This is a genomic window from Lentilactobacillus parabuchneri DSM 5707 = NBRC 107865 (assembly GCF_001435315.1).
Taxonomy (GTDB): domain Bacteria; phylum Bacillota; class Bacilli; order Lactobacillales; family Lactobacillaceae; genus Lentilactobacillus; species Lentilactobacillus parabuchneri.
Map to the genome: position 1 here is coordinate 26,454 of NZ_AZGK01000004.1, position 19,982 is coordinate 46,435.

General features: G+C 44.4%; 18 protein-coding genes. 8 read left to right on the top strand and 10 right to left on the bottom strand.

The window, feature by feature from the left end; all coding sequences use genetic code 11:
• Entirely contained in the window at positions 1–1,083 is a 1,083-nt protein-coding gene (locus tag FC51_RS05360) for a PrsW family intramembrane metalloprotease (protein ID WP_057911216.1), read from the bottom strand.
• 148 nt (positions 1,084–1,231) lie between these two features.
• On the opposite strand from FC51_RS05360, the gene FC51_RS05365 reads away from it, so the two are divergent.
• Positions 1,232–2,188 carry a nucleoside hydrolase gene (locus FC51_RS05365; protein ID WP_057909985.1) on the top strand — a complete coding sequence of 319 codons (957 nt, stop codon included), beginning with the start codon at positions 1,232–1,234 and terminating at the stop codon, positions 2,186–2,188.
• A gap of 269 nt (positions 2,189–2,457) precedes the next feature.
• Here the strand turns inward: FC51_RS05365 and FC51_RS05370 are convergent, their stop codons facing one another.
• The 4 genes from FC51_RS05370 to spx all read right to left on the bottom strand — a co-directional run bounded on the left by FC51_RS05370 (position 2,458) and on the right by spx (position 5,551).
• Positions 2,458–2,649, bottom strand: a complete 192-nt coding sequence (locus FC51_RS05370; protein ID WP_057909986.1) for a hypothetical protein — start codon at positions 2,647–2,649, stop codon at positions 2,458–2,460.
• Positions 2,650–2,658: 9 nt separating this feature from the next.
• Entirely contained in the window at positions 2,659–3,915 is a 1,257-nt protein-coding gene (locus FC51_RS05375; protein ID WP_057909987.1) for a M57 family metalloprotease, read from the bottom strand.
• A gap of 150 nt (positions 3,916–4,065) precedes the next feature.
• Complete coding sequence (locus tag FC51_RS05380; protein ID WP_057910055.1) at positions 4,066–4,860, bottom strand: Cof-type HAD-IIB family hydrolase; 795 nt, start codon at positions 4,858–4,860, stop codon at positions 4,066–4,068.
• Positions 4,861–5,155: 295 nt separating this feature from the next.
• Positions 5,156–5,551 (bottom strand): transcriptional regulator Spx, encoded by a 396-nt coding sequence (gene spx / locus FC51_RS05385; RefSeq protein WP_013727307.1) that lies wholly within the window; start codon positions 5,549–5,551, stop codon positions 5,156–5,158.
• A 193-nt stretch (positions 5,552–5,744) separates the two neighbouring features.
• Between spx and FC51_RS05390 the strand changes: the two genes are divergently transcribed.
• Together FC51_RS05390 and FC51_RS05395 are read left to right on the top strand one after the other, a co-directional pair.
• Positions 5,745–7,730, top strand: a complete 1,986-nt coding sequence (locus tag FC51_RS05390; RefSeq protein WP_057909988.1) for a cation:proton antiporter — start codon at positions 5,745–5,747, stop codon at positions 7,728–7,730.
• A gap of 81 nt (positions 7,731–7,811) precedes the next feature.
• Positions 7,812–9,380, top strand: a complete 1,569-nt coding sequence (locus tag FC51_RS05395) for a bifunctional metallophosphatase/5'-nucleotidase (protein WP_057909989.1) — start codon at positions 7,812–7,814, stop codon at positions 9,378–9,380.
• Positions 9,381–9,823: 443 nt separating this feature from the next.
• Here FC51_RS05395 and rny read toward each other — a convergent pair whose 3' ends face one another.
• Positions 9,824–11,422: a ribonuclease Y gene (gene rny, locus FC51_RS05405; protein WP_057909991.1), complete on the bottom strand. Its 1,599-nt coding sequence runs from the start codon at positions 11,420–11,422 to the stop codon at positions 9,824–9,826.
• A gap of 85 nt (positions 11,423–11,507) precedes the next feature.
• Positions 11,508–12,452, bottom strand: coding sequence for an alpha/beta hydrolase (locus tag FC51_RS05410; protein WP_057909992.1), 945 nt, complete (start codon positions 12,450–12,452; stop codon positions 11,508–11,510).
• Between the two features lie 122 nt (positions 12,453–12,574).
• Here FC51_RS05410 and FC51_RS05415 point away from each other — a divergent pair, with 122 nt between their 5' ends.
• Together FC51_RS05415 and FC51_RS05420 are read left to right on the top strand one after the other, a co-directional pair.
• Positions 12,575–12,985 (top strand): helix-turn-helix domain-containing protein, encoded by a 411-nt coding sequence (locus FC51_RS05415; protein WP_057910056.1) that lies wholly within the window; start codon positions 12,575–12,577, stop codon positions 12,983–12,985.
• A 120-nt stretch (positions 12,986–13,105) separates the two neighbouring features.
• A complete protein-coding gene (locus tag FC51_RS05420) occupies positions 13,106–13,957 on the top strand; it encodes a hypothetical protein (protein WP_057909993.1) in 852 nt (283 codons plus the stop codon).
• Here FC51_RS05420 and FC51_RS05425 read toward each other — a convergent pair.
• Positions 13,929–14,507, bottom strand: a complete 579-nt coding sequence (locus FC51_RS05425) for a methylated-DNA--[protein]-cysteine S-methyltransferase (RefSeq protein WP_057909994.1) — start codon at positions 14,505–14,507, stop codon at positions 13,929–13,931. The two genes, FC51_RS05420 and FC51_RS05425, sit on opposite strands and share 29 nt — an antisense overlap.
• Before the next feature lie 145 nt (positions 14,508–14,652).
• Between FC51_RS05425 and FC51_RS05430 the strand changes: the two genes are divergently transcribed.
• The gene (locus tag FC51_RS05430; protein ID WP_057909995.1) at positions 14,653–16,068 is read left to right on the top strand and encodes a DUF2252 domain-containing protein; all 1,416 of its coding nucleotides are present in this window, start codon (positions 14,653–14,655) and stop codon (positions 16,066–16,068) included.
• Between the two features lie 2 nt (positions 16,069–16,070).
• Positions 16,071–16,409 carry a DsrE family protein gene (locus tag FC51_RS05435; protein WP_057909996.1) on the top strand — a complete coding sequence of 113 codons (339 nt, stop codon included), beginning with the start codon at positions 16,071–16,073 and terminating at the stop codon, positions 16,407–16,409.
• A gap of 409 nt (positions 16,410–16,818) precedes the next feature.
• Here the strand turns inward: FC51_RS05435 and FC51_RS05440 are convergent, their stop codons facing one another.
• Positions 16,819–17,475, bottom strand: coding sequence for an HAD hydrolase-like protein (locus tag FC51_RS05440; protein ID WP_057910057.1), 657 nt, complete (start codon positions 17,473–17,475; stop codon positions 16,819–16,821).
• Between the two features lie 211 nt (positions 17,476–17,686).
• On the opposite strand from FC51_RS05440, the gene FC51_RS05445 reads away from it, so the two are divergent.
• Complete coding sequence (locus FC51_RS05445) at positions 17,687–18,466, top strand: sulfite exporter TauE/SafE family protein (protein ID WP_057909997.1); 780 nt, start codon at positions 17,687–17,689, stop codon at positions 18,464–18,466.
• A 68-nt stretch (positions 18,467–18,534) separates the two neighbouring features.
• Here FC51_RS05445 and arcD read toward each other — a convergent pair whose 3' ends face one another.
• A complete protein-coding gene (gene arcD / locus FC51_RS05450) occupies positions 18,535–19,962 on the bottom strand; it encodes an arginine-ornithine antiporter (RefSeq protein WP_057909998.1) in 1,428 nt (475 codons plus the stop codon).
• Positions 19,963–19,982: the final 20 nt, after the last annotated feature.

A 19,982-nucleotide genomic window follows, 5' to 3' on the forward strand; every position in this document is an offset into this window, starting at 1 on the left:
CTAACGTTTATTAACTAACTTTTTTCTTTTACTTCGATGAATGATAATTTGTTGTCCCTGAAGTGTCTTAACTTCCCGCAGACCGGCGTCAATCATGACAAAAATCAAGAACCAGCCGATGACAATGTCAATGAATTCTTGGAATAGCGAAACGCCGATTCCAGTGTCTGGAATATCCCAATCCCAAAAAGTATGCAGGCAAATTGCGATTAATAAGAACACGTAAAACTTTGGTTTGGTAACGAAATCCTTGGCTGTAAACGGCTTCTTTCTGGCCTTGCCCAGAATCACTGCCCCGCCAATAATTGCCGCCCAAATGGTGTGGGTCCCGATGGCTTGAAAACTACGGGTAAAAATCGTCGCCAGTCCATACTCGCTAACGTACCCGGAACTTTCAAAAACCGAGAAGCCGGCACCAATGCAGGCGCCAATCAAAACACCATTAAAAATATAATTTGTCTTATAGGAATTGATAAATAAAATAATGACAACACACTTTGCCAGCTCTTCAACAATTCCAACAATTAACGCCGACTCAATACTAATTTCGGTCCGAATTGGCAGAATCATATAAAACGTCATCGTCACAATCAGCGACAATATACCCCCCACTAAAAAGATAACCATTGTCTGCCGAATCGAAATATTTTGATAGACGTTAATCTCAAAAAACATCATCAAAAGAGACAGTGGCACCGTCAGTGAGCCGATAAAAATGAGTCCTGGAATGACCTTGTTGCTTTTGAAGACGAACAACAACGCCATCAGCATCACAAAGCTCACCGCCAACACGAGAAATACCCGACTAAAAAACCACGGTGTCACGGGTCGACTGGACACCTTTTGCAGGCTGGGCGTCGTGCTCTTGGTCCCGACGATGAACAACCGATCCGCTTCGTCTCTACTGTGTCGTTTAAACACCTCGGAAAACATCCGCGATAAATGAATTTCAACCGGATGATTGGCGTCTGTTTCTCCCAAGTGTTTGGCAATGTTATCGTCCAAATTATCGTAATTTCGACGAACACCGGTCCATACCAGTGAGAAAATATTTCGATGTAAATTTTGTAAACTACTTTTCATCATTCACTCCTATGGTTGATACCAATAAGCGTAACTTACAAATTAATTGGTTTCAAGTTAGATGGCGAATTGAGTTTCAAATCAAATTCGGTTATGATTAGGTAAAGGGTTTTCATCCTTGATAATACACAAACGGAGGTAGTTCTTAATGGCTCAGAAAAAAATGATTCTTGACCTTGATACCGGTATTGATGACGCAATGGCAATTGCTTACGCGGTCGCCGATCCCGATGTTGACTTAATTGGCATTATCGGTTCCTACGGTAATGTTTACGTTGAAGATGGTGTTCAAAACTCACTGAAGATTCTGGAACTTCTGGGAGCAACAGACGTCCCTGTTTATCAAGGATTGTCTCACTCATCTGAATCCGATCACTTCGACCGGATGCCGGTTAGTGCCCAAATTCACGGCGAAAACGGCATCGGTGATGTTCAACTTCCCGATCCAAAACGACAACCGGAAACAGGCGACGCAATCGACTTCTTCATTGATGCGGTTAAGAAATATGGTAAGGACTTAATTTTGGTTCCAACTGGTCCACTGACCAATTTGGACGCTGCCATTCAAAAAGCCCCTGAAATTACCAAAGAAATCGGCAACATTACCATCATGGGTGGTGCCGTCACCGTTCCCGGCAACGTCACCAACGTTGCAGAAGCCAACATTCAACAGGATGCCACGGCCGCTGACCACGTCTTTAGAAAAGCCCCACTGACACAAGTTGGCCTGGACGTTACTTTGAGAACCCTCTTAACTTACAAAGAAACCCAACAGTGGCGTGACCTGCACACCAAGTCAGGTGAAGCGTTCGCCGACATCGTTGATTACTACATCAAGGCCTATGAAGTGACCAGCCCGGATCTCCACGGTTGCGCACTTCACGATCCATTTGCGGTTGGTGTGGCGATTAATCCTGATTTTGTTCAAACAATCGGCTTGAACATGTACGTCACTACCGACGAAAAATACTACGGCCGAACAACTGGTGATCCAGCTCGCCTGGATGATCCAAATACAAACGTCAAAGTTGCCGTTAATGCGGATGTTGACGCCTACTTGAAAGCATTCATGGAACACCTTACGGGCTTGTTCAGCAAACACTAAACTTGAATTTCCACCACACAAAAACTTCCAAACCGGATTGAACTGGTTTGGAAGTTTTTTCGTTTTACGCTAAATTTATAGGTCGTGTGGATTTGGCTGGGTTGGCTCCGCCTGCCATAGTGGCTTCGATTTCAAGCCTGTAGTCTTGAAATCCGAAGGTGTTGTAATCACCGCTTCTTGCGGTGAAACAACACTAACACTATGGCTGGCAATGCCAACCCAGCCAAATCAGGCTACTTTAAAAGGGTTATCCTTGGCAGCTTGACTGTTTAGCTGACTTCTGGGGTGGTCATTGGCATTGCCAACCGCAGTGGAAATGTTGGCTTGCCAACATCCTTGTATTTCGAGACTACAGGCTCGAAATCAAGGTCACTGCGGTAGGCGGAGCCGATGACCACCCCAGACCACGCAGTATCCGGTTCGAGTGGCAGGCGGAGCCAACCCAGCCAAATCCTAAACATTAAGAATTTTTACCAGTAACCCAATAATTTCGTCAATTTGGCCCGATCAATGTCTCGCTGACTCAAGGTTGCCGTCAACGCGCCTCCCTGAACACCATCGCTGTCTTTGTAGTCGGTCCAGTTATATTTGGCATTCTCTTGGCTTGACCCATCCTCAGTACTTGCAGGCGCTGCCATAATGTCTTGGAAATAAGGTGTGTGGTCCAAGCCCAGTGCGTGACCGAGCTCATGGGTAATCACGCCGACCCAGTAATTTTCAAGCAATTGACTCGGTGTCCCCGTGACAGTGGTTGTCAGATAGTGGGCACTTGCGTCACGATGACTGCCAGACTTGGTTTGAACCCGACTTGAAGCCATCCCGGTTGCTGAATCATCGGCACTGCTGTCATCGGTGGAAAGTTTAATTGAAACTGTTTGTGACGATGACAATGGCATCGACCCATATGGGTACGTTGAATCATGGAAATCCAGATAGTCAACTTGAACGCTATCGCCATCAAAGACCCCGTCCCAGCCCTCTGACTGACCATTACCAAACTTCAGTAACAAACTGTGATTTCCTCTGGTACCAAGTGTGAACACGGTTGTCCCAAGGGCGGCATTCCATTTATCGATTGCCTTTTGGACATACGGAACCAACTCTGAAGAGGCAACGTAAATCGATGCCTGGTCTTTGTTAAAGACACTGTCGTCAGCGTAGTCGCCTACGTTAAAATTATGATCAAATATGGAACGATAAGTTGAATAGTCGGCCGACGTCAGATTCAGCAGTGACCCCGCCGGATCCAAATCAGGTGCCGCCGCAATCATCGACTCCAAACTACTCTTGGAAATCACACTCGGGGTTGTCTTAACCGGAGTGGTGCTGTCAGATGGGGTGCTTGGCATCCCCGTAATTGTGATTTTGGTTGGTTGATACAGCTCTAAGTATTTTGAATAAACGTAACCCTTAATCTTGCCATTTTTGGTTGTCACATAAGTATAGTAAGCTGTTTTATTCTTTGCGGTTTTGATTGTCACCCGCTTCTTGGAATAAAACGTTGTGTGCTTGTAATTCTTTAAGTTGTGGATCTTCTTGGTTAATTTTGGTGAATTATACATGTAACCTTTAGTTGCCCGATACGGCTTTGACGCAACTTTCTTAACCCGGACAACTTTGACTGACTGTTTGGCGTCAGCGTTTTGTACCGGACTCAAACCCGACATGAGCCCGAACGAGAAAACTGCCGCTACAATCATCGTGATGATATTTCGTCTTTGTTTCATACTGTTTCCCCCAATCCATCATTTATATCCTTATTTTAGTACATGCCCGCATCATAAAGAAGCCCATCGAAGGAAACTTAAACATTTTCCTTGCGATGAGCGCCATATTTATCCACTTCATATTTTCAATTGAACCCGAGCGCCAATGTCTCAGCCAAAGTACTTGTTGACGAATTGAGCGACGCCGTCCTCATCATTGTTGCCGGTAATCACGTCACCCGCTTCTTTGACTGGTTGCTGGCCGTTTTCCATCACGACGCCAATCTCAGCATTTTTAATCATGCCCAAGTCATTTTCAGCATCACCAAAAGCCATCAAATTACTAAAGTCCATGCCAAAGTGCTTCAAAAGCGCCTCCAAGCCGACGACTTTATCCATCCCGGATGCCAGAAATTCCATGATTTGAGGTTGTGAACGAACAATATGGTACTTTGCCCGTAAATCGTCGTCGATGTTACTTTGGTATTTGTCCAACAACTCGGGTTGATCACTCACAATTGCTTTGGAATACTCGTCATCAGTGCTTAAATCGTCAAATGATCGCGGCACAAAGTCAATGTTGCCTTTAAATTGTTGCTTGTACATTGAAGGCTTAAGATCAGTCATTGGATATACCTGCTCAAAGTCCAAAATATCCAGTGGTGCACCCTGATTTTTTACAAAGTCGTGGAGTGGGACTAAATCAGCCTTTTGAATGCCACTCTTGGCAAGTTCTGCCTTATCGTTATTATGCACGACTAGCGCACCGTTAAAAGTTATTGTATAATCTGCTTCTTCAGTTAAACCGAGCTGCTCAATAAACCGCCAGATTGCGTTGATTGGCCGGCCGGTACACAGCACAACCTTTACACCATCGTCATGAATGGCTTTCAGCGCTTGCTCATTGCCTTTTGAGATTGTTTTGTCGCTCGTCAATAAAGTTCCGTCTAAATCAAGTGCCACCATTTTAATCAATTTGTCCGTCTCCTTTGTTTATCTCCTTAATTTTAAGCGGGACTCTCGTGAAACACAACACTTGGATTAGCCGCCGGCGGTTACATCATGGGAAAATCATAAGCAGTTCTTAGTGGAATTTAATGTTGTTACGGATAAATTCGGAATGATCCAAAGTTATCGATAATTTTCTTTCCTTGCGAGAGTATGGATCTCAGCTGATTTCACAAACTAAAAAAGAAGTTTGAGCGACTATCCGCCCAAACTTCTCAATTGATCCGTATAACTGTTTTGTTATTTTTATAACTTAACTAATTTGTGATTCTAGTTCACGAAGTTCTGCTTCACGAACACTTCGTGGAAGAAATCTTCTGATCTCTTCTTCGTTAAATCCAACCTCAAGACGATGATCGTCAAATATAATTGGACGTTTAATCAAATCAGGATACTTGACGACAAGATCAACTAACTGTGAAACCGTTAAATTATCGAGGTCTAAGTTCAACTTCTTGTAAATGTTAGACCTTGTCGAAATAATGTCTTCACTACCATTTTCGGTTAAACGTAATATTTGTTTTACCTCATCAGCGTTTAGAGGGTTGGAATTGATATTTCGTTCCTTAAAATCAATGTGATGGCTCTTCAACCATGCACGAGCCTTCCGACTTGAAGCGCTGCTTTGTGCGACATATAAATTCAGCATTACAATTCCCCCCTGCTAGTAACAAAAGTACAAACGAGAAACAACATCCTTCAATTACTATATTATCATGTTAGCAACTTTTGTCAACACGGTTACTTACTTATAGTAACCTGCTTGTGAAATTAATTATACACCGTTTATCCCGCGAATCAACTATAATATGGGTATTAAAACCGTTTAAAGGAGAAATATTTTGCTAATCTTTTATTCACTTATTTTATTAATTGTGGCGACAATCATCGCCAATATTTTTTACACCAATTTCCCGTCGATCCCACTGACGTTTTATCAAATCGGCTGTGGCCTTTTATTGTCGCTTCTACCGGTGTTTCAAAACTATTCGCTGGAACCTGAAATCTTTATGTTAATGGTCATTGCCCCATTGATGTTTAAAGATGGTCAGGGTACCAGCGGCGAACATTTCCGCCAATCAATTCACCAAATTTCCTCACTGGCGATTTTTCTGGCGGTTGCCACTTCAGTGATCGTCGGCTTTATGACCCACCTTCTGTTGCCAATGGTTCCATTGGCCCTGTGCTTTGCGGTTGCCGCAATTGTCACACCAACCGATTCTGTTGCCTTTAAATCATTGACTAAGGATGTTTTACTGCCCGAAAAAATTTCAGATGCATTGGAAAATGAATCGCTGTTCAATGATGCATCCGGTATCGTGATTTTTAACTTGGCGCTGGCGTCATTTGTCAGTGGAAATTTTTCCTTCGTGAACGGATTGGACCGTTTTTTAATTAGCTTTTTTGGCGGGCTCTTAATTGGGGGCATTGTCGGCTCATTGTTTGTTAAGCTCCAGTCTGCCCTGGTGAATAAATCCATGGATACCTCAAGTGTCATTGTTCCCTTTAGTATCATGACGCCAATTGCAATTTACTTAATTTCAGAGGCATTTGGGTGTTCCGGTATCTTGGCAGTGGTCGCCGCCGGAATCGTTTATGGCACCAACCAAAGCCGCCTAAAGCTCACCTCAACTAATGTCCAGCTGGTGACCAGTGCCACTTGGGGCATCATTTCAAGCCTGCTAAACGGCGTCGTCTTTGTCCTCCTGGGCGTCACCCTGCCCAAAGTGATCAAACAAATACTCCCGTACCCCAACGCACTCATTTTTCAGCTTGTAGGCGATGCAGTCGTCATTTATTTGGTCATGTTGGTCATTCGCTTCGGTTGGGTTAAACTAAACATTTTTCATGTCAGCGATCACGACATATCGACCAAGGAAGCTTTTTTAAGTGCCATTGGTGGCGTTCACGGAACGATTACGTTGGCCATGGCGCTATCGATTCCGTTGACATCCTTCGGCCAAGCATTTCCATTTCGTGACCAACTCATCTATATCGCAACCATCGTGATTTTACTGAGCTTAATTATTCCAACCATTGTGTTACCAATGCTGTTACCAAAGAAAATGCCTGAAGACCAAGGAGAGTTCCAAAAATACCGAACCAAAATGGTTGACTATGCGATTGCCCAAGTCAAACAAGATCCAACCGTGACGATGATTGACCGCAACTACGTCTTGGATATGTTAAATAGCCAAAAGAACCACACGGGTGTCGATCGCAAACAAATTCAGAAAATTTTGGCGCAAACCCAACAGGTCACCGTGCAGGCAGTTAACGATCTGGCAAGCCAAGGCAAAATTGATAAAAAGATTGCCAGCCGTTTTTCCAGACGCTTGGCGACAACCCCCAACAATCACGTTGGCTTTTTCGTGAGGTTCAAATATATTGCCAAGTACCAGCTGCGTCGCTTCAAGAGTCGCCAACGTGCGCAACGATTCCGGCAAGAAAAAGGATCCGTTCCAAAGAAAGTCCAAAGCAAAATCAACGGCAGACGACAGGTGGATCATCTCATTCAACAAACCATGTTTGACAGTGTCAACGCTTACCTCGACAGTATTGAAACTGCCGAAAACACCGCCTCAATCAACTACATCCGAAGCTCATACAATTACCGTCAGGCGCGAACCACAGACAACGCAGACTCTGATGACCTGCGCAACAGCTTGTTAATTCAGTCATTTCAATTTGAATATACCTACGTGGCCGAAGCCTTCAAAGCCGGCGAAATTTCTCGGAACCTTTCAGATCGGCTGAGTGAAAGCATCTCAACCGACCAAATGGCGTATATGGAACAGGGAACCAACAGTGCCTTACTGCTTGCTTAACCGGTTTGTCTAAAGTTAATTTACAATCGTGGAATAATTGACTATACTTGACGATATACATGATTTTGTGCGGGTGAAAATATGAAAATTACGCTATTAGCGACCAGTGATACGCATGGGTTTATCGAACCCACGAACTACGTCGACTCAGGCATTGAAAAGCCCTTTGGCATTGAAAAGGCCTGTACGACGATCAAAAAATATAAACAAGCGCATCCCGACGAGAAAGTGATCCTGTTGGATAATGGGGATTTTCTCGAAGGATCTCCGATGGCCTATTACGTTGCCAAACGTGCTGATGAGCAGGACAAAGAAAGCTTCATCAAAGCTTACAATCAGGTGGGCTATCAGTTAGGCACCATCGGGAATCACGAATTTGACTATGGTTTGGATTATCTCAACTTTATGCTGAAACATTCAGACCGTCATTTTATATGCGCTAATATTGTCGACAACAACAACGAACCGTTATTGGCTGACCCTTACACCATTTTAGATGTGGCGGGTGTTAAAATTGGCTTTTTGGGGCTAACAACCACCACCACTAAGAAATGGAAGAACATCAATGACTTAAATGACTTCAACCTAATTTCAGAAATCGACGCGTGCAAACGCTATATACCCGAAATTCGTGAGAAGGCTGACGTTGTTGTCGTCGTCTACCATGGCGGCTTTGAACGCGACCATACCGGCAACTGGAATGATATCAACCCCGGCGAAAACCGTGGCTATGAAATTTTGAAAAACATTCCAGGTATCGACGCCTTTATTTCTGGGCATCAACACAGAAAAATCGCGAGCCGCTTGTTTAACGTCCCAATTGTTCAGCCGGGGTCCCGCGGCCAATATGTGGCCAAGATTTCGATTGAAACATCCAATAAGGACAAATCGATTACCAAGACTGATTCTGAGCTGTTAAACGTCAAAGATAGCGAGCCGGATCCAGCCATCAGGGCAACCGTTACAGACTTGTCTTCACATTTGGAGCATTGGCTGGACAAACCCCTTTCCCGAATCAAGGGCGACTTAACCTTCAAAGACCCCTTCCAAGCCCGAATTCATGAATCGACATTTATTGAATTGATTCAAAAAATTCAAATGGATAAAATGGGGACCGACTTATCGGCGACTGCTTTGTACAATAACGAAGCGCACGGGTTTGAGGATCCAATCACCATGCGCAACATTATCACCAATTATGTGTATCCCAACACCCTGGTTGCTTCAAGAATCACCGGAGCCGACTTACGGGCAGCGCTTGAGGTGAGTGCTCAGTACTTTACCGTGCGTCACGGCGATGTTGTGATCAATGAGAAATTTGTCTTTCCAAAAGAACGCTTTTATAACTACGATATGTACGAGGGCATCGACTACACGCTCAACATTTCCAAGCCAGCCGGCCATCGAGTAACCCGCCTGAAGTATCACGGCAGGGACGTCCAAGATGACCAGGTCTTAACCATCGCTTTAAATCGCTATCGAGCAAGTGGTGGCGGTCACTATCCCATGTATACCAGCGATAAGATTATCAAATCAAGTGATATGACCATCAGCCACGTGATTATGGAATACCTTCAAAAACATCCCGTGGTTGAAGCAACAGTAAACCATAATTTTGAAATTATTTCTGATTCAGATCAAAGCAATTAAATTATTTTGGCAAGACTGATTGTGGTCTTGCTATTTTTTTGGGGGGAACCATCCAAGTTAAACGATTTCCCCACCTCTCTCACATAGAAAGGTTATGATGTTTTTGAAAACCCGTTATCAATTTAAAACCCAACTCACCTTATTTAGCGTCTTTTGCTGCCTGGTATTAGTGGGACTCCCAGTGGCCGTTTGGGGGATGAACACGCCGGATCAAATTCAGTATAGTTTATTAGCCATCATTGCATTATATTTTTGGTCCAGCGAAATTCTGAAACTGAGCGACCCCGTTCCGGCCTACAAGTGGCCCCTACTCATTCGCAACGTTTGTGTCATCTGCCTGCTCATCTTGTTTGCGTATTCGTTGGTCTCAATAATTAGCAAATAGCGTTTCTTAGACAAACCTAAGCATAATAAAAAGTCAATCCGTGTGGATTGACTTTTTATTATGCTTTCTTTAATCGTCGGTGGAGCTTCTTTCTTTCAGCACCAACGTACGCAATAGCTTTAAAATCACGAATTGAGGTAACCTTGATTTTTCCAGGGTAAGTCAATTCATTTTCAATTTCATTTTTAACTTCATTGGCAAGCTTCTGGTTCTGCTCATCGTCAAGTCGTTTAGGATCAACCATAATTCTGATTTCTCGTCCGGCTTGAATGGCGTAGCTCTCTTTAACCCCCGGTTTGGAACTGGCAATTCGTTCCAGACTCTTGAGTCGGTTGACGTATTCTTCAACGGATTCGCTTCGGGCACCTGGACGGCCACCAGAGATTGAGTCCCCTGCGGCTACCAAATGCGCGATCGGAGTGGTCACTTCAACGTCGCCATGGTGAGAAGCAATTGAATTAATCACCTGTGGATCCTCATTGTAGGCTTCGGCAATCTTAACGCCCAGCTCCACGTGGGTTCCGTCAACTTCACGATCAATGGCCTTTCCAATATCATGCAGAAGTCCGGCCCGCTTGGCAATCTTGACGTTTAAGCCTAATTCTGAAGCCAGCATCCATGCAATATCGGCAACTTCAACCGAGTGATTCAAAACGTTTTGACCATAGCTGGTCCGATACTTCAGACGGCCAATAATTTTAAGCAAGTCCGGATGCATCCAGCCAATGTGCAGTGAGCCGACAACCTTTTCACCGGTTCGCCGTAGCTCATTCATCAAGTCTGTTTGCGCAGTCTCAACCTGACGCTCAATTGATTCTGGATTAATTTGTTTGGTAACCACCAAATTAGTGATCACCTTCTTGGCAACCTCACGTCTCAATGGGTCTTGTGTGACCACGTGAAGCAAGTGTGCATCTTCGGGATCAAATACCAAATCGGTTCCAGTCAACGATTCAATGTAGCGAATATTTTGGGCGTCCTTGCCGATCAATTTTTGCTTGGTATTGCCATCATTAATTTGGACTGCATGTTCAATATGTTCACGTGGCATGTCGACTGGTCCGCGTTGAATCGCATCATCGGCCATCATCTTGGCTAATTTTGGTGCATTCACTTGTGCTTCGTCATCCTGATATTTAAGTTCAACATCTTTTTCACGATCCAAGGCCACTCTGAGCTGATCCAAGATCTCGTGTTTAGCCTGATCCAAGGTCATGTCACCACGTTGCTGAAGGGTCTCGACCCGTTTTCGGGAGAGATCATCCGCCGTCTGCCGAAGTGCTTTGATGGCATCTTTTTTCTCATTGACTTGATGCGTCTCTGAAGCCAATCTTTGGTGAAGCTGATCCAATCGGTCCTCAGTTTGTTTTAAGCCTGTTTGTCGTTGTTCGATTCGGTTTTGACGACTGACATTATCAGTCTGATAGCCGTCGAGTTCTTCTTCGATTGATTCTTTATAATCAAGTGTTTGATGTTTGCCATCCGCAAGAATTTTTGCTGATTTTTCTTTCGCATCGGCCTGCGCCTCCGCGATCATTTTAGCGGAAGTCGCTTTTGCGTCATCGATTTCTTGTTGAAAATGACGTTTTTGTAACTGTACGCCGCAAGAAACACCGATAATGGCGGCAATGACGCCTAAAATCACAATATATAACAAGTGCGGACCTCCTTTCTAAAAACAGTCCTAACAATAGTTTAACATAAACCCTTTGGCCACGGCGTAAAAGTTGCGTGAACGGCAGCTACTTTAAGTAACGGTTCAAGAATTTCTCGATCGTATCGCGGTATAAGGTTGGTCGATTATGAAATGATCGTGAGTGACCCGGCCCAGGCACGATTAACAGCTGCTTGGGTCCCTTGTCGGCTCGATATAGTGGATAGACCATTCGAGTCGGCACAAAGTGATCGTGGGCACCATGGATAAACAGCATTGGCCGGGTATTTTTGCGAACTTGGTCCAGCGCGCTGGCCTTTTTAAACGAATAGCCATTCTTGACGTGATTAATCCCACTGACAATATCGACTAACGGGAAAGTCGGCAGGTGATACATTTCTTTAGCCTGATAGGCAATTTCAGAATAAACGTCCGTGTACCCGCAGTCTTCCACAAACGCTTTGACTTGACGCGGCAGTCCTTTCACGCCACTCACCATCATCGTTGTCGCCCCGCCCATGCTGGTCCCAAACACGGCAATTTCTGAGTTGGCACCATTATGGCGAATAACTCTCTTAATCCATTTAACGTAGTCCAGCCGGTCCGGCCAACCATAGCCAATATAATTGCCTTGGCTATCGCCGTGCCCCCGGGCGTCCGGTAATAAGACATTGTAGCCCAAATTATGAAACATATAGGCATAGTCAAACATATTATCTTTATTGGACATGAATCCATGAGCAATAATCACCGTCTTATTGGTGGGCTTAGCTGCTGCTATGTAATTGGCGTCTAATTTAAGATGACGGGTGGCGGAAATCTCGTTCCAGCGTTGTTTGTTAGCCTCTTGGTACCATTTGTGAGCCGGGTAAAGCGCGTCACCCTTTTTAATCGGTTTCGACTTACTCAAAAATGATTTGGGTGCCGGCACCACGGCAACGTTGTAGAAATACATCCCCGCACCGAACAAGCCGCCACAAACAATAATGGCGGCAGATGCCAAACCAATGATAATCTTTGTTTTTCGTTTCATTTTTGTACCTCATCAATTCAAATTTCTCGTCATAAATATACCACATTCATCATTTCCGTACCGAGATTTGGTGATTAGAAAAAATGCAGTATAATATAAGTAATGAACAGGACGGTGATCAAATGTTTCCAGAACGATTACGAGCATTAAGAAAGGGCCAGCAATTGACCTTGGTTGAATTGGCAGATGCACTGAACAAGAAGCTTCCTACTGACAAAGAACATGAAAACACTGGCTCCCAGATCGGAAACTGGGAACGGGGAATTAGAACGCCAAGTTATGTCGAAATTCAAAGACTGGCGAAATTTTTCGATGTCACCATGGATTATTTGACGGGATTAACGGAAACCAGCACTTATGACCTGGCACGCTTATTCATTTCAGATAAGTCCTTACAGTTTAACGGCGTCAATTTAAGCTCCAAGGACCGCTACGAGATTTATCAACTTATTTCGGGATACGTCCATGGAAGAGGCAACACCAACAGAGACGACGGGCCGCGATTGGAACAGGGGTCACTGGACTTGAAGTAGTGACGGGTTCGTCAAAACACGTTTGGAATTTTATTCAAAAGGTCAATGATTAGCATCATCTATCGTTGATCTTTTTTCAATCTCAATGAACGATTCATCAAAATTAAAAGGAGCCTCATCATGCTAACGAATAAACAAAAAAAGAAGCTGCTCAAGAAAAAGCATCCTCAAAACCAACCCAAAGCGTCCAACTACATTTCTGAAATGCTGACCTACCGCAGCTTATTTGATGATTACCCCCAAATCAAGTTTCTCATCAACAATGTGATTGAAAGCGATCATCTGATTAAACAGGGCCTGCTTCCCCAAGACCTTCCAGAGTTGATTTTGCCTGACGACAGTCAAGACCAGATTTTTAAACAAATTAATCTAAAGTTCAAACCGGGCGATCCCCAGGGTGACGCGCTTTGGAACCAGTTGTCCGAAGCCCTTCCCAAGTTGGATAAACAATTGAGGTCGTTTCGTGATTACCTGGAAGAAGAATACGGGATGTGGGCCTATATTTCAGCACCGTTTGTCAAGGGGCTGGCCGAGTATATCGGAAATGATGCGGCACTGGAAATTATGGCCGGAAATGGTTACATTTCAAAGGGGCTCAAAGATCAAGGCGTCACCATTTTCCCGACTGACAACTTGGCGTGGGTCAGCGAAAATCAAACCGGCAACCATCAGCTCATCCCAGTTGAAAAGCTCGACGCGCTGGCTGCCATTGACAAATACAAAGATCAAGTCAAGTACGTCATCATGAGCTGGTCCCCCGATAAGGACCCGATTGACGTTGCCGTCTTGAACGCGATTCGAAAAGCCGACAATGATCTTGAACTGATCGTCATCGGCGAAAAAAATGGTGCCACCAATTCTAAAGAATTTTGGCAGCAGGCACACTTCATCAAAACCGATGCTGCTCGGAAGTTAAACGACCATCATCAGCCATTTGACCTAATTAAAGATCAGGTTTACCTAGTTGACTAAGCTTGGGTAACGGCAGTTTCTTAATCAGTGACTGCTTTTCAACCGGCTTCTGTTCAAACTCGAGGAGCGCCTTTTTGCTTTCTTTACCGCCACGATAATCCCCGATGTCGCCATTGGCACGCACAACTCTGTGGCAGGGAATCACGATTAACACAGGGTTAATGGCAACCGCATGGGCAACCGGCCTGATTGCTCTTTTTCGGCCAACGTTTTCAGCCAGCTGTTTATAAGTCATCGTTTGGCCGTAAGGAATTTTTTGAATCTCCGACCAAACCTCGTGTTGCAGTTTCGTTCCGTAACCATCGAGGTCAAGGGGCAGCTCAAACTTTTTTCGCTTCTTATCAAAATAATCGGTCAATTCATCCAAGTAATCTCCGGTGACCGTTTCATCGTATAAAAATTGATATTCATAACGGTTCTCGGGGTAAAAATCAAAGATTTCCGACAGGTACTTTCCCGGGCTGGAAACAAAGTTCAAGCCCTTATCAGTGACTGTGAAGAAAAATTTTTGATTATTCACTTCCATGCTTTCCCAATACAGTTTTTTCATTAATCTAAATCTCCATTACATTCGAGTTGTCCAATGGGATAATTGTACCATATCACAATCATATATGAGTTGGTCTCGCTTGACTCGGCTGACTTGTTTCGCCACAATGATGGTATAAATTGTTAACACGAAAGGATCGACTCTTATGGCAACCAGCCACGACACAACGAACACACCCACTAAACTACACTATGACCTCAGTAAAATTAATATCTCCAAATCCGTTCACGAATTAATTGCCCGGGGAAAAGAAATTCGCGATGAGGTTTCCTTTGAACAACTCGGCACCTTTAAACCGGTTAAGCGAAACGTGGTTCAAGGGATTCGACACGTTGAGCAAAAGATGATTGCCGACCTCATGCCACTAAGGCACAAGCGGTTGGCCGCATCGGCCTTCGCGTTTTTCCGCGGAACGGATGAATTGATGGCCTTTGATTTATCTAAACAAACGTCTACCAACATCCCGGTGGTGATTTCAGGAGATGCGCACCTTGGTAACTTCGGATTCTACGCCTCCCCAGAACGGAAATTATTATTTGATCTTAATGATTTTGACGAATCAACCATCGGCTCATGGGACTGGGACATCCGCAGACTGCTGGTCAGCATTATTCTTCAAGGCGAACAGTTGGGCTTTGATCCGGAACAAATCAATATTGTGATGCAGGGAACGCTGGAAACCTACCAACAAATTCTCAGTGAATGTTTTGAGGCCCACTCGGCGATGGAACGTTATTATTTCTCAACCGAAGTCGAAACATTCTTGCAGTCAGAAGAATCCAACCACAAGCTGCCAAAGGTTTGGCGCAAAATTCGCGATAGTGCTGAGCAGCGAAATTCGGATAAGGTCGTTAAAAAGTTTACGACGCTGGATTCTCGCGGCCATTTGATCTTCAAGGAAAATGCGCCAAGAACTGTCCACGTAAGTGATAAACGATTTAATGAAATTAAAGACCACTTGAAAAACTACACGCAATCAGTCAGTCCGGATGTGACGGTGCTTCTTTCCCAATTTCACATTAGTGACATCGTTCGCCACAGCGTCGGCGTTGGCAGCTTCGGGACGCGTTGCTATTTGGTTTTACTAACCGCAATTGATGGCAGTCATCTGGTTCTCCAGATTAAGGAAGCCTTGCAAACGCGGCGGTTCCGTGGGTTTGACGTGACAACCCCGTTCAGTCAAAGCCAACCTGACAACGGCGAACGAATCGTTACTTGTCAGCAGATTTTGCAACGGGCATCAGATCCGCTGCTTGGCTTTTACCACAATGCCGACAGTGGTCGCAGTTACTACGTCCGCCAGTTCTGGGATATGAAGGAATCGATTAACTTGGACAAATTGGACGAGGAAGATTTCACGACATATGCCAAAATCTGTGCCCTCCTGTTGGCAAGGGGCCATGCCCAAAGTCCAACGGCAGCGATTGTTCAAGGCTACGTTGGCAAAAAGAAGAAATTCGTCAACGCACTCATCAACTGGGCAAACGACTATGCCAAACAAGTCCACGTCGATTATCAAGAATTTTTAACGTCGTTAGATACCGATGAAAAGAAGGCGTAATAATGCATAAAGTTGTCTTTCATGTCGATGAGCTGGATAAGTGGGACCACACGTTGAGCAATATTACCAATCTAATTGACTATGGCCAAGAAAATAAGGAACAATACCACATTGTTGTTTTGGTAAATGGTGACGCGATCGAAGGCTACCTTGACCAACAATTAAGAAGCAAGGTCACCCAATTCAGCGATGAAGGTGTGAGGTTCCATGCCTGCAATAATTCGATGAATACCCACGGCATCACGGAAAGTCAGTTGCCGGAAGATGTGGAAATTGTCTCGGCGGGAGTGGCGGACTTGGTGTCGCTGCAGGAGCAGGGATTTGCGTATGTAAAGGCGTAGAGTGCGGAGCAAACCGGATTACTTTTGAGCATTAGTTTAATTAGAGTCTTTGACGCGGGTCTTGCGTCGGAGACTCTAATTGGACTAAGCGGAGAAAGTTGGTTTGCGTAGCACGTTTAGTGTGAGCCAGGGCGGTCAGCAACCGGAGTGTAAGCTGGCTTGGGGTGAAATCGACTTTGATTTCATCCCAAGGTGGCTTACATGCAGGTTGTTGCCCTGGGGAACACGTTTTATCCAAGTAACAGTATCACAACCCCATTTAGAGGCTTACCTCAGCTGTGTCTCCTTTCGTTTGCCGTCGTCGAAACACATTTAATCAGCCAACCAAACAACCACATTGTAACAACCATCAAAAAACATACACAAAGCGGGTCGGAAAAAATTCCGACCCGCTTTTCTATACATTAAATTATCCAATTAATTTCACAACGCCAGTTTGAATCTCACTGGGCTTTTCGATAATCGTGTCCGCATGGGCACCCAATAACTCTGGTACATCACCAAAGCCATAGGTTACCCCCAAAGTCTTGACATGATTATTGTAACCTCCGAGCATATCCGTATCGCGATCGCCAATCATCACGCTGTCCCTGTTATCCGCGTGGGTTTCTTGCAGGGCATATTTCAAAACAGCGGTTTTGGTGACTCGTGTTCGCTCATCACTCGTTGCGCCAAAGCGGCCGTTAAAGTAATGACTCAACTTCAATTCATCGGTGATTTCATGAATCATATCTTCAGGCTTGGCAGAAGCAATGTTCACGCCATAACCCTGGTCATTTAATAACTGAAGCTGCTCAGGAATGCCAGGATAAACATCAAGCTGAAACATCCCTTCACTGCGATAGTAGTCCTGATAGTACTTCAACGCCTGCATTCGATCGGCGTCAGTTAACTCAGGGAAGAACTTTTGTAGACTGGACAAAATCGACGGCCCAATAAACTTCAAATATTGTGCGTGCGTCAATTCCGGCAAGTTCATCTTCTTCACCGCATATTTTAGCGATTTAACAATCCCCTGTTCAGAATCGGCAATGGTTCCGTCAAAGTCAAAAAATAATTGCGTCATGTGATACCCACTTTCGTTTTTGTGTTGATATCTAACCATTATCAGGGGTTTGAAAACAAAAATCAAGTATTGCCAAGAATGAAGCCAATCCCCCCCTCCTTGGTATGCAAATGCCGCTGTGTTAGAAGAAACATTTCATGATTCCAATTTTACTGACAGATAGAAAGTAGTATATTAAAAGTATCAAAAAAAAGAAAGGATCCGGTAACACATGATACTCACTTTTGCTTTTCTAATTATTGCCGGGTTCGCTGCGGGTCTGCTTGCTTCGGTTGCTGGATTGGCCTCTTTAGTGTCGTATCCAGCCTTACTGGCAGTCGGCCTGCCACCCGTCATTGCCAACGTCACCAATACCACTGCTTTGATTTTCTCAGGGATCGGCTCCACCGTTTCATCTCTCAGAGAACTCCACGGTCATTGGAAAAAATTATTGGTTTTTGTTGGCCTGGCGTTAGTCGGAAGTATCGGTGGCAGTTCATTATTACTGGTGCTTCCCGCCTCATCATTTCAAAAAGTCGTTCCGCTTTTCATCGCATTTGCCGGTGTCTTACTCTTTATGTCTGGGCGAAAAAAAGACCTGTCCACTCAGAAATTAAAAAAAGCCAGCGAGACACCTGCCCATCACTTTTGGATTTCATTCATCAGTTTCATTGGCATTATATTGGTGGGCGGTTACACGGGTTACTTTGGTGCTGCCGGTGGCGTCATCTTTTTAGCAATCCTGTCAGTGATTACCGATGACAGGTTTGCGGTTGTCAACGCCATGAAAAACGTGATTTCCTTTGCCGGTAACCTAGTTGCGACGATCATTTTTATTTTCAAGTCCAACATTAATTGGCTATACGTCATCCCGCTTGGGTTCGGCCTGCTTATCGGTGGGTACACGGGACCAATTATTGTCCGCCACGCCAATATCCACCTGCTGCGAATTTTGATTTCATTGGCAGCCTTTGGTCTGGCTGGGTATTTGTTTGTGGAAGCTTATTTCTAAAATTATGACCAATAAAGGAGCTCCTCAAGTTGAGGAACTCCTTTATTGATTGGTTATTAACCGATATTTTAGAACGTAATTTTACCGACAATCAACCCATAAATTGCGTAAACGGCAGCAATCACAATCAAAATGGCTAAAGTCATTTCAACTGGGCCGAAAACTTTTTTGGCATGATTATCTTTTTTCTGCAAAATCCAATAAACTGGAATCCCAGCAGCAAACAGCAGTGACATTAACAGCAGGTAATTTGTACCAGCCGCAAACAACAGCCAGCATGCATAGATACTTGAGATCGCGCCGATAACAATGTTTCCAACTCGGCCCTTACCATGATCCAAAGTAACCGAGTACTTCAGTTGATAGAAGGCTGAAAATGCGTATGGAATCAAAATTGCGGCACTGGCAATTGAATAGAAGAAATTATAAGCAGATGCTGTAATCAGGTATGAAAACATGAAAAGTTCCACACAGACGTTGGTAACAGTTAACGACGTAATTGGAGCGCCATTTTTGTTTTCCTTGGCAAAGATCTTTGGGAACGTTCCTTCTTTAGCTGCTTCGTATGGCAATTGACCGGCAAACATCGTCCATGAGAGCCAGGCACCAACAACAGAAATGATTAATCCGCCGTTAACGACCATTGCCCCCCATTTACCAACCAGACTCTGAAGTAACTCAGCCATTGCGGGTTGAGACAAATGAGAAAGTCCGGCACGACTCATAACACCGAATGATAGCAATGTAACTAACATATAAATCAAAATAACGGTAATAATTCCAAGAACGGTTGCTTTACCAACGTCAGAACGCTTGCGGGCCCGACCAGAGAAGACAACGGCGCCTTCAATTCCGATAAATACCCAAACTGTTACCAACATCGTGCTCTTGGCTTGTGACATGACATTTGCAAACTCAAATTTACCACTTGGTGTGTACCAGAAATCACTGGTAAACATATTCATCTTGAATGCAAATAACACGATAAGGATAAACAAGAAAATTGGAATTAATTTTGCAATCGTAATAATCGTGTTCACAAATGAAGCTGATTCAACGCCTCGAAGAATCATAAAGTGACATGCCCAAAGGATGAATGATGCGGCAATAATTGACCAAATGTTTTGGCCATTTCCAAAGACTGGTAAGAAGTAGGCAACGGCACTCATTAGCAGCGTCGCATAACCCACGTTTCCCAGCCAGGCAGACAGCCAGTAACCCCATGCGGAGTTAAAACCCATGTACTTACCAAATCCGGCTTCAGCGTAACTATAAACCCCGGCATCCAGATCCGGACGCTTCATGGTTAAGTTCTGGAACGTTAAAGCCAACATGACCATTCCAATAGCTGTAATAACCCAGCCAATGATAATGGCACCTGCACCGGCTCCCACGGCCATATCGTGCATCAGGTTGAAGACCCCACCACCAATGATGGACCCGACAACTAATCCGACCAGCTCGAGTAGGCCTAATTTACCATCATGCTCTTTCATGTAGCTCACTCCCCTAGATA

Bases quoted from the DNA above. Each gene is read 5' to 3' on its own strand.
- FC51_RS05380 (WP_057910055.1), bottom strand. From the start codon at position 4,860: ATGGTGGCACTTGATTTAGACGGAACTTTATTGACGAGCGACAAAACA.
- FC51_RS05410 (WP_057909992.1), bottom strand. From the start codon at position 12,452: ATGAAACGAAAAACAAAGATTATCATTGGTTTGGCATCTGCCGCCATT.
- FC51_RS05430 (WP_057909995.1), top strand. From the start codon at position 14,653: ATGGCAACCAGCCACGACACAACGAACACACCCACTAAACTACACTAT.
- FC51_RS05370 (WP_057909986.1), bottom strand. From the start codon at position 2,649: ATGTTTAGGATTTGGCTGGGTTGGCTCCGCCTGCCACTCGAACCGGAT.
- FC51_RS05375 (WP_057909987.1), bottom strand. From the start codon at position 3,915: ATGAAACAAAGACGAAATATCATCACGATGATTGTAGCGGCAGTTTTC.
- FC51_RS05435 (WP_057909996.1), top strand. From the start codon at position 16,071: ATGCATAAAGTTGTCTTTCATGTCGATGAGCTGGATAAGTGGGACCAC.
- FC51_RS05425 (WP_057909994.1), bottom strand. From the start codon at position 14,507: ATGAAAAAACTGTATTGGGAAAGCATGGAAGTGAATAATCAAAAATTT.
- FC51_RS05395 (WP_057909989.1), top strand. From the start codon at position 7,812: ATGAAAATTACGCTATTAGCGACCAGTGATACGCATGGGTTTATCGAA.
- arcD (WP_057909998.1), bottom strand. From the start codon at position 19,962: ATGAAAGAGCATGATGGTAAATTAGGCCTACTCGAGCTGGTCGGATTA.
- FC51_RS05445 (WP_057909997.1), top strand. From the start codon at position 17,687: ATGATACTCACTTTTGCTTTTCTAATTATTGCCGGGTTCGCTGCGGGT.
- FC51_RS05415 (WP_057910056.1), top strand. From the start codon at position 12,575: ATGTTTCCAGAACGATTACGAGCATTAAGAAAGGGCCAGCAATTGACC.
- FC51_RS05440 (WP_057910057.1), bottom strand. From the start codon at position 17,475: ATGACGCAATTATTTTTTGACTTTGACGGAACCATTGCCGATTCTGAA.
- FC51_RS05365 (WP_057909985.1), top strand. From the start codon at position 1,232: ATGGCTCAGAAAAAAATGATTCTTGACCTTGATACCGGTATTGATGAC.
- FC51_RS05360 (WP_057911216.1), bottom strand. From the start codon at position 1,083: ATGAAAAGTAGTTTACAAAATTTACATCGAAATATTTTCTCACTGGTA.
- spx (WP_013727307.1), bottom strand. From the start codon at position 5,551: ATGCTGAATTTATATGTCGCACAAAGCAGCGCTTCAAGTCGGAAGGCT.
- FC51_RS05420 (WP_057909993.1), top strand. From the start codon at position 13,106: ATGCTAACGAATAAACAAAAAAAGAAGCTGCTCAAGAAAAAGCATCCT.